Annotated in this window: 14 protein-coding genes; 5 read left to right on the top strand and 9 right to left on the bottom strand. The window is 38.7% G+C overall.

The features are described 5' to 3' along the window. Nucleotides 1-39: 39 nt before the first annotated feature. Both J4526_09670 and iorA read right to left on the bottom strand, forming a co-directional pair. Nucleotides 40-630 carry an indolepyruvate oxidoreductase subunit beta gene (locus tag J4526_09670; protein WFO75312.1) on the bottom strand — a complete coding sequence of 197 codons (591 nt, stop codon included), beginning with the start codon at nt 628-630 and terminating at the stop codon, nt 40-42. Between the two features lie 13 nt (nt 631-643). Next, nucleotides 644-2,560, bottom strand: coding sequence for an indolepyruvate ferredoxin oxidoreductase subunit alpha (gene iorA / locus J4526_09665; GenBank protein ID WFO76406.1), 1,917 nt, complete (start codon nt 2,558-2,560; stop codon nt 644-646). A 212-nt stretch (nt 2,561-2,772) separates the two neighbouring features. On the opposite strand from iorA, the gene J4526_09660 reads away from it, so the two are divergent. After that, nucleotides 2,773-3,138 (top strand): hypothetical protein, encoded by a 366-nt coding sequence (locus tag J4526_09660; GenBank protein WFO75311.1) that lies wholly within the window; start codon nt 2,773-2,775, stop codon nt 3,136-3,138. A 198-nt stretch (nt 3,139-3,336) separates the two neighbouring features. Here J4526_09660 and J4526_09655 read toward each other — a convergent pair whose 3' ends face one another. Further along, nucleotides 3,337-4,155 carry a hypothetical protein gene (locus tag J4526_09655; GenBank protein WFO75310.1) on the bottom strand — a complete coding sequence of 273 codons (819 nt, stop codon included), beginning with the start codon at nt 4,153-4,155 and terminating at the stop codon, nt 3,337-3,339. Between the two features lie 154 nt (nt 4,156-4,309). On the opposite strand from J4526_09655, the gene J4526_09650 reads away from it, so the two are divergent. Next, a complete protein-coding gene (locus J4526_09650; GenBank protein ID WFO75309.1) occupies nt 4,310-6,955 on the top strand; it encodes a cation-translocating P-type ATPase in 2,646 nt (881 codons plus the stop codon). Between the two features lie 472 nt (nt 6,956-7,427). Next, nucleotides 7,428-8,687 carry an aspartate--tRNA(Asn) ligase gene (aspS, locus tag J4526_09645; GenBank protein WFO75308.1) on the top strand — a complete coding sequence of 420 codons (1,260 nt, stop codon included), beginning with the start codon at nt 7,428-7,430 and terminating at the stop codon, nt 8,685-8,687. A gap of 22 nt (nt 8,688-8,709) precedes the next feature. Here the strand turns inward: aspS and J4526_09640 are convergent, their stop codons facing one another. Continuing rightward, nucleotides 8,710-9,375 carry an adenylate kinase gene (locus J4526_09640; protein ID WFO75307.1) on the bottom strand — a complete coding sequence of 222 codons (666 nt, stop codon included), beginning with the start codon at nt 9,373-9,375 and terminating at the stop codon, nt 8,710-8,712. A 128-nt stretch (nt 9,376-9,503) separates the two neighbouring features. Here J4526_09640 and J4526_09635 point away from each other — a divergent pair, with 128 nt between their 5' ends. Beyond that, nucleotides 9,504-10,457 carry a DUF2797 domain-containing protein gene (locus J4526_09635; GenBank protein WFO75306.1) on the top strand — a complete coding sequence of 318 codons (954 nt, stop codon included), beginning with the start codon at nt 9,504-9,506 and terminating at the stop codon, nt 10,455-10,457. Continuing rightward, nucleotides 10,454-10,753 carry a hypothetical protein gene (locus J4526_09630; protein WFO75305.1) on the top strand — a complete coding sequence of 100 codons (300 nt, stop codon included), beginning with the start codon at nt 10,454-10,456 and terminating at the stop codon, nt 10,751-10,753. The genes J4526_09635 and J4526_09630 overlap by 4 nt, the downstream gene beginning before the upstream one ends. A gap of 49 nt (nt 10,754-10,802) precedes the next feature. Here J4526_09630 and J4526_09625 read toward each other — a convergent pair whose 3' ends face one another. Genes J4526_09625 through J4526_09605 form a run of 5 tightly spaced genes read right to left on the bottom strand, consistent with a single transcriptional unit; the run spans nt 10,803 to nt 14,421 of the window. Beyond that, nucleotides 10,803-11,339: an Lrp/AsnC family transcriptional regulator gene (locus J4526_09625; protein ID WFO75304.1), complete on the bottom strand. Its 537-nt coding sequence runs from the start codon at nt 11,337-11,339 to the stop codon at nt 10,803-10,805. 57 nt (nt 11,340-11,396) lie between these two features. Then, the gene (locus J4526_09620; GenBank protein WFO75303.1) at nt 11,397-12,122 is read right to left on the bottom strand and encodes a hypothetical protein; all 726 of its coding nucleotides are present in this window, start codon (nt 12,120-12,122) and stop codon (nt 11,397-11,399) included. 55 nt (nt 12,123-12,177) lie between these two features. Then, nucleotides 12,178-12,762 carry a hypothetical protein gene (locus J4526_09615; GenBank protein WFO75302.1) on the bottom strand — a complete coding sequence of 195 codons (585 nt, stop codon included), beginning with the start codon at nt 12,760-12,762 and terminating at the stop codon, nt 12,178-12,180. Between the two features lie 18 nt (nt 12,763-12,780). Continuing rightward, entirely contained in the window at nt 12,781-13,197 is a 417-nt protein-coding gene (locus J4526_09610; GenBank protein WFO75301.1) for a DUF2286 domain-containing protein, read from the bottom strand. A gap of 57 nt (nt 13,198-13,254) precedes the next feature. Beyond that, nucleotides 13,255-14,421 (bottom strand): DNA primase large subunit PriL, encoded by a 1,167-nt coding sequence (locus tag J4526_09605; protein WFO75300.1) that lies wholly within the window; start codon nt 14,419-14,421, stop codon nt 13,255-13,257. Between the last annotated feature and the right edge of the window lie 194 nt (nt 14,422-14,615).

The following is a 14,615-nucleotide window of genomic DNA, read 5'->3' as shown; positions in this document are numbered from 1 at the left end:
AGCGAGTATTTGTTAAAAATAAATGTTAGTTTTTCTAACCTATATTGTTTTCTTAGCTAGTTCCATACCTGCCTTCAATGCTTTCCTGTTGAGCTCGAGAGCTTTTCCTCTAAATACTCGCTCAAGACCCTTTTCTAGAGATTTTTCACTTAATAATGACTGTAGATCTTTATCAATCATATATGCGAAACCTAGTATCAATGTATTAGCGGTTACAATAAGTCCTGTAACCTTCTTTGCTTCTTCGTTAGCATTGACAACATACAATCGTGCCGAAGAACTTATGGCTTTAATTATGTCTTCTAGTTTCGGCGTTTTCGAAAGTGGTGGTGGCCAAAGGAACTCGTTCATAACAATTTTTGTGTCTTTATTTGCATAGTTGAGGTAGCGTAGTGTTTCAAGAGCTTCAAGTCCTATAATCAAGTTTGCGCCGCCGTGCGGAATTAATGGAGATGATCCATCGCCGAGCCTAACGTGAACTACTAGGCTTCCTCCTCTCTGGCTTAGACCATGGGTTTCAGCAATGGTTGCGTCGATGCCCTCTTCTATTGCAGCGTTCCCGATGATACTGCCTAGGGTTAAGAGTCCTTGCCCTCCAACGCCAGCTAGGAGGATATTATATCTGGGCAAACACTTTCACCTCCTACATCCAAGCTTTAATCCAGTCAGGTGAACCTTCTCTAACAACTTCAATTGCGTTAAACGGGCAGACTTGTGCGCATAATCCACAGCCAGCACACAAGTCTGTTAGTATTACTGGCTTCTTCTTGCCTTCGGGAACTATTATTGCTGGACAGGCGAGTAGATTTACACAAACCATGCATCCACGGCATTTGTCCTCATTGATTCCATATGCTGGTAATTTAATGCCTTTCTTTCTAGCTTCTCTTTGTGCTTGTAATGCACATTTCATTCTTGACACAATTGCTACGTATTCTCCTTCCTTGTATGCTTTGTATGCTTCAACAACTTTTTCAATGGACTCCTTGACGTTCATTGGATTTATAACGAATGTCTTGAACCCCATTGACTCCAATAGTTTTTCGGCTGGAACTCTATAAGTTTCCTCGCCCATGGCAGTGTACCCTGTTCCAGGATGTGGTTGATGACCGGTCATGGCGGTGTAGTAGTTGTCGAGAACAAGTACAATTGCGCGTCCTTTGTTGTAGACTATGTTTATTGCTGGAGGTATTCCTGCGTGATAGAATGTTGAATCACCTATAACTGCTATAACTGGTTCATCAACAACTTTACTTAAACCATGAGCTACGCCTATACTTCCTCCCATTTCAAAGCTCGTCATTTGTGTCTTGAATGGTTCGTTATAGCCTAGTGTATAGCATCCAATATCTCCAGTGTAAATGGGGTCCTTTAACCCAGCTTTGTTGGCGGCAGTCTTTATGATGTAGAATGTGTTTCGATGAGGACAACCTGGACATAGAACTGGTGGTCTGGGCGGGATGCCCGGTTCGACTTTTGGTACTTCCACTGGTTTCCATGGGGTTTCTGGTGTTTCTCCTCTAAACATCTTTATTGCTTTATACACCTTCTCTAAGTCTAGATCTAGATCTGTTGGTACGTATTCTTTTCCATATACTTTGGCTTCTAGTCCTTGTTCTTGGATTATTTTCTTTACTTGGTATTCAACTATGGGGTCAAGTTCTTCTACTACAAGAATTTCCTTGGCATCCTTGGCGACATCGATGACAGGCTTATACGGGAGTGGTACTGGTAGGGAGACTCTGAGAATAGTGTAGTCGTCTTTTGCCCCTAGGTAATCTAAAGCCTCTGTGACATGAGCGTAAGCAATGCCGGATGCAATGATAGCCTTCGGTCTTCCTGGGTTAATCACTTCTACTAATGGTGGTTTTCCTTCTTCTGAAGAGATTTTATGCCATTTTTCCATGAGTATTTTCTTTAATTTTCTCCCATGTATTGGTATTAACACGTATCTTTTTATGTCACGATCAAATACTCCTTTCGTTTTAGGTTTAGGTATATCATCTTCATACGTTACCGGCTGTCTAGTATGGCTTATCCTTGTTGTTGACCTGAATATGACTGGGTGTTTGTATTTCTCGCTAAGCTTGAATGCTTCCTTGATTAGTTTATATGCGCTGCGGGGACTCCATGGCTCAATGACTGGGATGTGTGCTAACATTCCATACCATCTGTTATCTTGTTCATTCTGGCTACTATGTTGACCAGGATCGTCTGCTGATACTACTACGAATCCCGCGTTTACTCCTGCGTAGGCACTGCTCATCAATATATCTGCTGCAACATTGACGCCTACGTGCTTCATTGCTACAAGACTTTTTACGCCACACAGTGCTGCTGCATAGGCAGCTTCAAACGCTACCTTCTCGTTAGTACTCCATTCAACATAAAAGCCAACATCTTTTGCTACGGATGCAAGGGCTTCTATGATCTCGGTGCTTGGTGTTCCAGGGTAGGCAGCAGCAAATCCTATAGCTGATTCTATAGCTCCACGTGCTATCGCCTCGTTTCCTAGAAGCAGTACAGTAGATCCTTTAGGGTAAAGAAGCGGATTTGTAATAATTCATCACCTATTTTATACGTTATCTACAGTCCACCTATTTTAACATAAACCAAACAAGTTTAATTACAGTGGGACAGATAGGTGGGACTGAGAGTCTGTAATCATATCGGGTAATTCTTAATTTTGTGGGAGTAGCGAGTGATGTGAGAAGGGTTTATAAATATTCTCTGCTTAAGTAATACCTGGAAGGAAAAAGGAGGTGATAGTATATGCCTCAAAAGAAACGTGTAGTCTATGAAGACGCTGATGTGGTAGTGCTAATAGCGCCAAGGGACGAGGAGTTAGGAGACGTTATTGTAGAAACTATTAAAGAAAAAGGGAGACCCATGACATGGGAAGAGCTTAGAGAGGCATTTAGTGGTATTGCTGGAGAGGATCGTCTAAGAAAAGCATTGAATAGACTTGTAGACACAGGAGTGCTTATTGAATTTCCTGACGGAAGCTATGGATTACCAGGCATGGAGCTTCCTCCTGAAAGACGTGGTATAAAGAAGAGAAGGAGACGTAGAAGAACAGCAAGAGTATATACTGATGTAGCTGTACCAAGACCCTATTATGTGCCGCCTAAACATTAGTTATGTTTCCTCTAATGCTTAAGTGTATTAGTCCTTGGTATTTTAATGTTTGAACGTCTTGGATTCTTTTATGGGTAAACGAGGATAGGAACCACCAAGGAATTACATAGTAATTGCTTAATATTGTCAGGTTTAAGTGCAAATATGCATTAAATGCTTGTAATGAGATGTCTTTTTTATAAGGTGAAATAAATCATTTCATTTTTTCTTTCTAGCTGAACCTGTTAGACTTACTTGATAATTCTTACAGTCATAATTTTCTACTATTACTCCATATCTTGTCACAAGTTCGCATATGAAGTCCTCTGGTACAAGCGCCATAGCCCCACGATCTGTTACGAGTTTATATGCTTTTGGAAGTACTTTTTCTATTTTACCATGTTCTACAACCCAGTCTAGTATGACGGGTATTCTGGAAGTTCTTATAAATCCTCGTTGTCTCACAATCCCGGCCTCATCGACATATATCTCTGAAATCTTTTTGCCATCACTGCATACACCTGTGTTGTTGCAGGAAACAGCTCTTTCAGGTCCTACAGGCATCTTAAGGAGTTTCTGGAGAAGCTCTCCTTTGATAACTATGTTGTTTGTTTGTGTAGTCAAGAGTGTCTGTTCTTGTTTTTCTTTTTTAGCTTCTTCTTTTTGTGTCGGGGCAACCTCTTCTTTGGGTTTTTCTTGTTTTGTTTCTTCTCCTTCTTTGCCAATGAGGAACTTGTCCATTAACTCGGTTTTGCCTGTCTTCTCGATTTTTTCTTCTTTTCTCTTGGGTTTTGGTTGTTGTTTTTCTTCTTGTTTTTCCTTCTTTGGTTGTGTTTCTTTTCTGGTAAATAGTTGACTTAGAAGTTCATCTACTTCCTTTTCTATTTCTACTTCTTTAATTGATGTAATTGCTGTCTTTTTCCCCGTCACGCGTCCTTGCTGTTTTTGCTGTACTTTATTCTCCTTGCTGGCTTTTTCTTCACTGGGTTTCCCTAGGAACATGTCGAGTGTTTTTATTTTGGTTTTGCTTCGCTTCATTATTAATCTGCTCCTCTCTCAATACTAGTATAGTTACCTGTATGGTTTTAATGGATTTGTCCAATACTGTGTTAAATTGCTACAACATGGTTGTCCTAGCAGTATTTTTTATTCTCCTAGGAGCAAATAATCCATTTTAGTTGGTGGCTATAGGATGTCTAAATGGCATTCGTTGCCTGTCAAAAAAGTTTTAGAGAAACTTGGTGTAGACCCCGAGAAAGGTCTTGACGAAAAGGAAGTTGAGAAGAGGCTTAAGCAATACGGGTTTAATACCATAGAAGCTAAGGGAGGAAGAAGCTTATTTAAAATAATTGTTGCCCAGATAGCTAATTTGTTTATGATCCTTTTGTTTGTTGCAGCAATAATAGCATTGTTTGTTGGCGAGAAAACTGATGCTGCCAGTATACTTGCTATAATGGCTATAATGATTATTGCTGGGGTTGTACAAGAGTATAGAGCTGAAAAGGCGCTAGAGAAACTTAAGGAGTTAGCTGTACCAAAAGCCAAAGTTCTACGTAATGGGAAAATAATCGAAATTGATTCAAGGTATGTGGTTCCAGGCGATATACTGGTTTTGAGTGAAGGAGACAGAATACCAGCCGATGCCCGGCTTATCGAAGCCCATGATTTATATGTTGATGAGTCAATGCTTACTGGTGAGAGTCAGCCTGTACACAAGAATGCTGAAGCGATACTGGATCCAGACACTCCTGTTTCTGATCAAGTGAATATGGTTTTCAGTGGTACATATGTTGTACGTGGAAGTGGTAAAGCGGTTGTAGTGGCAACGGGTATGAATACAGAGCTTGGCAAGATTGCTAGAATGATTGCTGAAGCTGGAGAAGAGAGAACGAGACTACATGTTGAAATGGATAAGCTTGCAAAGCAACTCGGGGCCGTGATAATAGGTATAGCAGTAGTGGTACTGGTAACAGCGATAATACTCGGTGTAACTGATCCGATAGAAGCATTGTTAACAAGTATAGCTCTTGCAGTAGCAGCTGTACCTGAGGGTTTGCCGGCGGTTCTAACGATGATACTTGCTCTAGGAGTTATGCGTATGGCAAAGAGGAATGCCCTCGTAAGAAGACTTGGTGCAGTAGAGACTCTTGGTAGAGTAACTGTTATTGCAACAGATAAGACAGGTACGTTAACAAGGAATGAAATGACTGTGGTAAAGATATGGGTGCCTAGTCTAGGATACATTGATGTTACTGGTAGTGGTTATCTGAAAGATGGTGTGTTACTGAAAGACGGGAAGAAACTGAAATATGGTGTAAATAAAGATCTGGACTACCTTATTCTTGATGCAATATTGTGTAATAACAGTAATGTAGATTATGACTCCAACCCGCCTAAACCTATTGGTGACCCATTAGAGGCAGCGCTCATAGTATTAGCTTATAAAGCACAGATCGACCCTAACGAGTTTAAGGCTAGAATCAAACGCGTTAAAGAGATACCTTTCACAAGCGAGAGAAAAATGATGAGTGTTGTCGTCAGTCTTGACAATAGAAATATAGTGTTCTCTAAAGGTGCCCCCGAGGTCATTCTCGCGAAATCAAATTATATAGTGAGGAATGGTGTTGTACTAAAGCTTAGTGATGAAGAAAAGAAACAGTTGCTGGCTATAGCTGAAGAAATGGCTGCCAAGGGTCTTAGAGTCCTTGCTTACGCATTCAAAGAGGTGAAGCTGCAGGACACAGAATTAGAGGAAGACCTTGTATTCATAGGCTACACTGGGCTCATAGACCCGCCTAGACCAGAGGTTCCAGAAGCGGTCAAGAAGGCTATTGAAGCTGGAATAAAGGTCATTATGGTTACGGGAGATCATTTGTTGACTGCTAGGGCTGTCGCTGAAATGATTGGGCTTCCCTTAGAAGGGAAACTAATGCTTACTGGTAAGGATTTAGATAGGATGAGTGATGATGAACTCGAAAAAATCATAGATAGAGTTGCTGTGTTTGCACGTGTTACTCCAGAACACAAGCTAAGGATTGTGAAAGCATTAAAGAAGAAAGGCGAAGTTGTTGCCATGACTGGTGATGGTGTAAATGATGCGCCAGCACTAAAACTTGCTGACGTAGGAGTTGCCATGGGTCTCAGGGGGACCGATGTTGCTAGAGAGGCTGCTGACCTTATTCTTGAGGACGATAACTTTGCTACAATAGTTGCAGCTATAGAGGAAGGCAGGACAAGCTATAATAACATAAGGAAAGCAACACTGTACCTCTTATCTGCTAATATGGCTGAAGTAATGATTGTGCTTGGTAGCATCGTATTGTTGAAGGAACTACTCTTAACACCAGCGATGATTTTATGGATAAATCTTGTAACAGACTCCCTGCCAGCAATAACACTTGGTATAGAGCCGCCTGAACCAGATGTTATGAAAAAGCCGCCTACAAGTCTCAAGCCATTACTTGGTAAAACAGGGCTCATATACTTGTTCTACATAGGTGCAATGTTATCCTTGCTTACAGGAGCCTCTGCCCAGTTATTCAAACTACATGGACCAACACTTGCGTTCTTAACATTATCAATAGGTGAGCTGGCACACAGCTTCAACATAAGGAGTCCAGATAAATCATTATTCGAAATAGGGTTATTGAGAAACAAATACCACCCGCTAAGCTATATAGCAGGGTTCATACTAACTATAGCGCCAGTATTCTTAGTACCTTGGTTACTTGGAGCAGTAACCCCATATCTTATAGAGCTATTGGCTATTATGCTATTAAGCCATACCATAATAGTAATCGAGGAAATAAGAAAGAGAATAATAAAAACAATACCCTAATTTAAACAAAACTATTTGCCTTAAATTCAATATTTTTGCTTTTAATAACAAAAACCCCGTATTGTGTGTATGTGAAGACAAAACATTTATAACAGAACTTGATAGCGAAAATGAGCCATAGCCCGCCCAGGGGCCCCGGAGACCCGGTACCACCTCCGGGAGCCCACCCCTCTCGGGGTCGCCGCCAGCCCGTGGTTGCCCCAGGCTCGCCCAAAAACATGATAGTACATCATGTTATTGGACTCACTTGCCCGGGTCCGGGTAGGCTGGCGGCGCTGGGCGGTTGGCCGCCGAGAGTATTTTCTGTTAAGCATACTTATATATTTTAAAATATTACTAGATACTACTGAATTATTTTACTAGTTCTATATTATTAATACTAGATATTCTGGATTGGTTTATTGCGTAAGAAACGTTTTTAGGGCAAGCTTTTATTCGTGATCCCATAGTTTCTAGTGCTAGAGGATGAATTATGCCACGAGTCTGTGGTTGGGTTATTAGACAAAAGGTCTTGGGTAAAGTAGTTATAGTAGAGCTTAGTGTAGGAGAACACGTCAAACCTGCAGTCATAGTTTTTAAGAAGGATAGGGAGCCGCAGCTTTTCGAGCAGGCAAAGAATTTTGATGTAGGTACAGCTCTTTGCTTTGAAGGAGAAATTGCTCCTGAACAGAAGAGTAAACGTGGTATAGAGTATATTGCTAAGAGCGTCAAAGTGTACTCTAAGCCTGTTGAGCCATTACCTGTTGACACTGTTGGTAAAGTACCGACGTTACTTGATACCCGTATAAAGTACAGGTACTTGTTGTTAAGGAATCCCATAGAGAAGGCATTGTTCAGAATACGTGCAAGTATACTCAAAGCTGCACGTGAGTACTTCGAGAAAAATGGGTTCCTAGAAGTACATACACCAAAAATAGTTGCTGCTGGTGCTGAAGGCGGAGCAACACTCTTTCCCGTACAATACTTTGAGTACAAAGCATATCTGAGCCAGAGCCCACAGTTGTATAAGCAAATGTTGATGACTAGTATACCGAGAGTTTATGAGATAACACCTTATTTTAGAGCAGAGAAATTCAATACACGAAGACATTTAAACGAATCATGGGGTATTGACGTAGAGCAGGGCTTCATTGAAAGCGAAGAAGATGTCATGAATACTCTTGAGAACCTTGTCAAGTACATTGTCGATTACGTTAGAAGTAACTGTAAAGAAGAACTTGAAATACTCGGTGTTGAAATAAAGCCTCTCTCAGTGCCTTTTAAGAGGATAAAATATGAAGAAGCCGTCGATATACTGAGAAGCGAAGGTATAGAGGTTCCCGAAGGCGAAGACCTCAGTGAATCTGCTGAAAGAAAACTAGGCGAAATATTGATGGAGAAAGGATATGAAATATACTTCATAACAAAATTCCCGTGGCCTACAACAGGCTTCTACTATATGAGAGAAGAAGACGGATACCATACAAGAAAATTTGACCTCGACTATAAGGGTCTAGAAATATCAAGTGGTGGACAAAGAGAACATCGGTATGATAAACTTGTTGAGGCGATGAAAGATAAAGGCCTAGATCCCAGTAACTTCTCATTTTACCTAGAAGCGTTCAAGTACGGTATGCCTCCTCATGGAGGATTCGGTCTCGGTCTCGAAAGATTGATGGTTAGCATGCTTGGCCTTGAAAACATAAGAGAAGCAATAATATTCGTTAGAGATAGGACAAGACTTGTACCATAAAAATACTGTTTTATGTAGAAAACTACATCTCCTTACATGGCTCTATTTTTAGTATACCTTTCTCTTTCAATAGTTCTTCGAGCTTTTTCCTACCTATATCACTACCTATGGTGTTATCGAACTCTATGAGTATTCCCTTCTCTTTATAGTACTCAAGTATTGGTTTGAATGTTTGATAGTATATCTCATATCTTTTCTTGATAACTTCGGGTGTGTCATCACTTCTTCTAATCAGCGGGGTTCCATCATAATCACACTTTAAGTCGTTCTTAGGCGGATTATATTTCAGGTTATAAATTCTGTTGCACTTCGGGCAAATGTATCTGTTACTTAGTCTATCAATTGACACCTCTAATGGAACATACAAATGTATTGCTGCATCTATCTTGGTCATTTGATCTAGTGCTTTTGCCTGGTTTATAGTTCGGGGGAATCCGTCTAATATAAAACCGCGTTGACAGTCTGGCTGGCTTAATCTCTTTCTAACAACTTCAATAACTATCTCATCGGGGACTAGAAGCCCCTTATCGAGATATTCCTTTATTTTCTTGCCAAGCTCAGTACCCTTTGCTACCTCTTCTCTAAATATATCGCCTGTACTAATATGGGGAATACAGTATTTCTCTTTAAAGTAGCTGGCATAGGTACCTTTACCGGCTCCCGGAGGACCTAAAAGAACTATCCTCATGGAATCACCCTATTACTCTATAGTGGTTATAGTTTATCACTATTTTCGTAGATAAATATCTATGCGGAACCAATGGTTTTAGAGAGACGACATATCTTATAGTTGTTAGGGGGGAAGGTGGCACTATAGTGTACGTGCCAAGAGTATTTTATACCGAAACAGTGTTCAGGTCACGTGAAAGAGTCGAGAATATTGGTCTAGAGAACTATCTTGGATTGAAAAACGAAACAACCACGATAGAGTATTTTGAAGAGTATGCACAGATTTTCCATGGAATAATTGTTCAGAATATTGAAGAAAACGAGTTATTTCTTATATCGCTTAACGACTACATAGTCTTGTCACCAGGGTATACAAGTTATTGTAAATGGCATACTGGTCCGTTAGATAAGAGAGATGATCCATTAAAAAGAGTTTATTGTAGGAGATACTCTTACACGCGGTTAGGATATTGTAGAGAGCACGATAACTCTATTAGAGCAATTTATGATAAATGCTTCAGTTCATCAACACTTCACGGGCTCTCCTACTGTAATGAACTCGATAGTAGATTTAAGAATGAGCTAAAGTATGTAGTATACCTTCTGGATTACGGATATGGTTTTAAAGTCGGTAGTACAAGAAAATGGAGGCTCATTGATAGAGTTGGCGAGCAGCCACATGTAATAGCTGCGGAATTAGTAGAATATGATAGTGCAGTAAAAACACGTGAATTAGAGATAAAAATTGGGTTAAAAGAGGGCTTTACAGAAAGACCTCATAAAAGAAGTATTAAAGATGTACTTGCTCGCCCACCTAAATTATCCTACCGTAAACTTATCGATGCTGTTAACAAGCTTTCAAAAGAGTACGGGATTGAAAACGAGTGGCGAAAAGTTTTCCGAGTAATACCCTATAATAACGATATAACCGACTTCATTAAAGCACAAAATACTCAGCTTAGAGATATTGTCGGGAAGAGAATGGAAATATATGGTTATTGGCTAGGTTATTTACTTCTCGCAGATACGAACTCAAATAGATACTTTTTAGTTAAATCTAAAGAATTACTCCATAGAGATACAATAGGGTTAGTGAAATGACTAAGTTTGGAAAAGACATAGGGAATTTGTTGAAGAAACTACTTATCGGGTATCACAGGTTTTTTCATAATGATGTACTAAATAGTGATGGACGGAAAATCTTTGAAGAAATTGTTAGAATGATAGTATACGAGCATCCAGAGTATCGAAGACTTGTATACAAAGTACGGAGAAACCCTGATCTAGAACATGTATTAAAGATAGCATCTCTAGTACTTGGTGAAGAGAAAGCTATGGAATTATTGAAACTAGGTATAGGTATCAATACTGTTTATGAATATGAAGAACATCTATGATAATTGATGACTATTTTATTCTAATTTCTTAAATGAAGGATAAGAGAAGCTATAGTTTTCGTGCTCTAAGTATTGGTAGACAACCACTACATTTCGCTGAATTCTTTTGTACACAATTATCACATACCACCAGTGGGTTTTTCAAAGGAATCATGAACATTGATGGTATTGAGCCATATTCTATACTAAATTCTTCTATATGATCGCATTTTCTCAATAGGTACTCGATTATGTATATGAGCTCTATTTTTGTTTTCCCTACAACTATAGCTACAATATCATTATTTGTCTTGACAATTGAAATTACTCTATTGCATCTAGATAAAATCAAAGCAACGTCTTCGGGATTTTTTGTTGCTATTCTAAGAATAGCTGCTTTATCGCCATAGATCTTTGGGCTTACAAGTGGTTTTATTTCTAAGAGTTTTTTATTTATTAGTCTCTCTATTCTTTCGCGAACACTAGTGTAGGCTAAGCCAGTTACTTGTGCTAAGTATGAGTAGCTTGCTCTACCGTTTTTTACAAGCTCTTTTATCAGTATTAGGTCTCGGTCGTTTGTCTGGTTGTTTGCTTTACTCAAGTACATTCCCTCGTATAACCTAATCCCACTGTAGTCTATAAATTTTCTATAGCTTTAATGTAGTTAGTGGGACTTATTAGAAGGTTTTAGACTAATGTATAGTCTTGAACGTTTCTTGCCGCTCCGCGTACCAGTTTCTTCAAATGATTCATGTAGGGAGGCTCTTAGTTGAGTAGCGAGTTTTCTAGCAAGTTTTCTAGCGGCTCCAAATCCATAAAAATATAAGTCGACACCATTTCCTGTTTCAATGGTATCTATTAGATCTCTTAAGATCTTGTGGTCCTTGCTTACTATTTTTTCAATAACTTTGCTTACACGTTTTAAGTCATAGCCTCTAATCTGTATGACTGCATCAAATTCGCGACTATCATACATGATGCATCGTGGACACTTTGTCGGTTCAAGCATTATAATGAGATCGGTAGATATACTAAATTGTTTGCCGCCATAAATACCGTTAATGCGTAGTTCTACTACTGTACGCCATGAAGCAACTGTCTTTAATCTGTATTCATTCACTTCAATATGTTCAACACCGGGTGCTGGGGTAATTAATTGGGGGACAACCTCCCTTACAATACGATCAATAGCCTCTTCAAAACCGTGTGTTTCAACCCATTTAAAACCTATCTTAACTGAACCACAGACCTTGCATAAACTTGCTTTTATTACATCCTTTTTAAGAGCAATAATTTTCCCTTTCCTTATCATGCACTCAAGACAAATGTTATTGACAACAGGATTCTCCTGTGTATGAACCCTGCCACAGTATATACAGTATTTGACCATCTATATCATCCTAAAGATCCATTTAAGTAATTTTGTTGTCCTACTTTTAACTCAATCAGGAAAGAAGTTTATATACATGGAAGACCGCGGTGTTAACGATCAAGGCTACAATATAAGCAACTATAACCTGGTCTAATGTATGTCTTTTCAGCTTTATTCTGGCATAGCTAACCACTATGGATAAAATTATTAATGATAATGAGAGCACTAGATAACCTGCCCAGAACAAGAAAGTGGCAGGACCAATAATACCCATTATATGTATGCTTACTTTGTAATACATTGTTATCATCAATGCAGTTAAACTTGTGATCGCATAAGATAAGTGTAAACATTTAACTAAGAAGTTACTGCCCGATAATGAGATGGTTGCAAAGCCAATAATATATGATATCGTGACCATAGTGAACGGCATAATCCGTTCTTTTCTATTGGGATAATCCCATTCAATTCCCTTTCTTAGAGACCAATAATAAGGTAAGAACAATGGTATTATGAAAAGAAATATCAGTGCATGAATAAACTCGAATAGAGACATTACATCTATTATCAAGAAATATATGGGTATTAGCAGTGCTATAAATGGTGATGATGAAAACACTGATACAATACGTAGAATTCTTTGTATATTCAAACTCAATAAACACCGTAGCGATATTTATTGTTGGGCTTCTTCGCTTGTTGTTAGTACAGCTATTTCTTCAATGATTTTGATATACTCATCAGTTATATATGGTGCTACAACATACACTTCTTCGTCGATTGTCTGTTCTCCCATCCTATAATTCTTATAGCTTACTATAAACATTGGGATCTTTATTAGTACGCGATCCTTCATCCTTATTGGGTTAAGCTTTAAAATGATGTCTACTTCTTCAGGCTTTAATGGCAGAGGTTTTTCTACTTCATGCTCATAAGGTATTATGTCGAAACCTGATTCAAAAGGTTCCCATTTCTCGAGAGCTTCTTTTGCTACTTTCTTAATAGTGTCTCTTAAGCTTTCGTTGACCACTTTTTTGTCAATAATTCTCCCCTTTTTAGATAATATAATGACTGTTTTCCCTGTATCAATCATTATAGAGCACCTTATCCTCTTACGATATGATAATGATATGGAAGGATTTTTAAAATATTACGATGTGGCTTTTTTCTCTTTTCCTCTTTTGTCAGCTCTTTCTCTTTTTCGTTGTTTTAATCGAAGGTTTTTCCAATATGCTACTAGTGGATTCTTGGTATTACAATCCTTTTCTGTTAAAGGACAAAGACCTAGACTTTTCATAGTGGCGCAACTATAGGGGAGATACTGTTTTCTCGAACCACGAAGTCCTGCAATGTGTTCTATTTGGTATCTAGCTATTTTCTCATTGAAGTCAGGTACATTACTGAATAATTCAAGTATACTGTCTACATCCATGCCTATTCTTGTTAGAAAAGCTGTTATGGTGAATCTGGCTTGGTGGCTCAGATTCTCTCCTCTCTTTAATTGGTCGACAAGGTTTTTCATGCATGGGGGGAAGGCATCGAAATCTATTACTCCCTGTACTGGTTGTTTATCTTTAAGAGTTACTGAAATTTGTTGGGAAAACGACGTTTCTTGTGTATTCTGTGTTTGTTGATCTAATCCCAACTCTTTCTTAAGTTCCTCTATAAGCGGTTTTACATCGCTTGGTACTTCACTTATGAGAACTATTTTTTCCTGAATACTACTTGCTATAGCTTCGACAATTATTCTTGTCAAGATATCTTTCTCAACATAAACACGTCCATGATCAACAATCTGGTTTATCAAAGCATATTTCGGATCATTTATCAGCCTCTTTGCATACTTAAGATAGTCTTTGACATTAATACTGAAGGGTATTATCTTGTAGAACAGCATACTCCTTTTCAGTAACGGTATTTTTGGACAATTGCTGGGATCGTATCTCACGTCCATGCCAAGAGCTCGTGCTATTGCTTCAATATTCTCTGGAGGCTCTTTCTTCAAGAATTCATGAACGTATTTTGCAAACGATACAGCAAATCTATCGCGAAGCCATTTATTTCCTATCAAGCTAAGTATCATAAGTGCGATATTGAAAGCAACTACTTCATCTTCGGTTGTTACACGTGGCGAATACTTTATTTGGCCTGAAAAAATTACCCCTTTGAGTATTTCAATAGCTCTCTCATAAATAACGCCTGTTCTAGACTTAAGAAGATCCTCTAGAGATAAACCCGGCCACCTAGACTCCATAATCTCTTTAAGATTAGCAAGGAAAGGATATTTTTTGTAGTCAATGCTATAGATTCTAAGCATCACTAGTGTTCCTCAGTCACTCTAGATACTAGAAGCTAGAGTATTTAAGCCGTGAACTAAAACTATGGTACAATGTTTAATTATATGATGTTATGGTTTATATTAAGCAAATAGGTTTAAGGTATTTAAAAGTATTATGATGAATTGATTCAGCCGATGGCGTATTCTTCACCGTTCAGTAGAATATATCAGAT

The organism is Desulfurococcaceae archaeon MEX13E-LK6-19 (assembly GCA_029637525.1).
Classification (GTDB): Archaea; Thermoproteota; Thermoprotei_A; order Sulfolobales; family Desulfurococcaceae; genus MEX13ELK6-19.
This window is presented reverse-complemented; position numbering and strand designations above follow the sequence as displayed.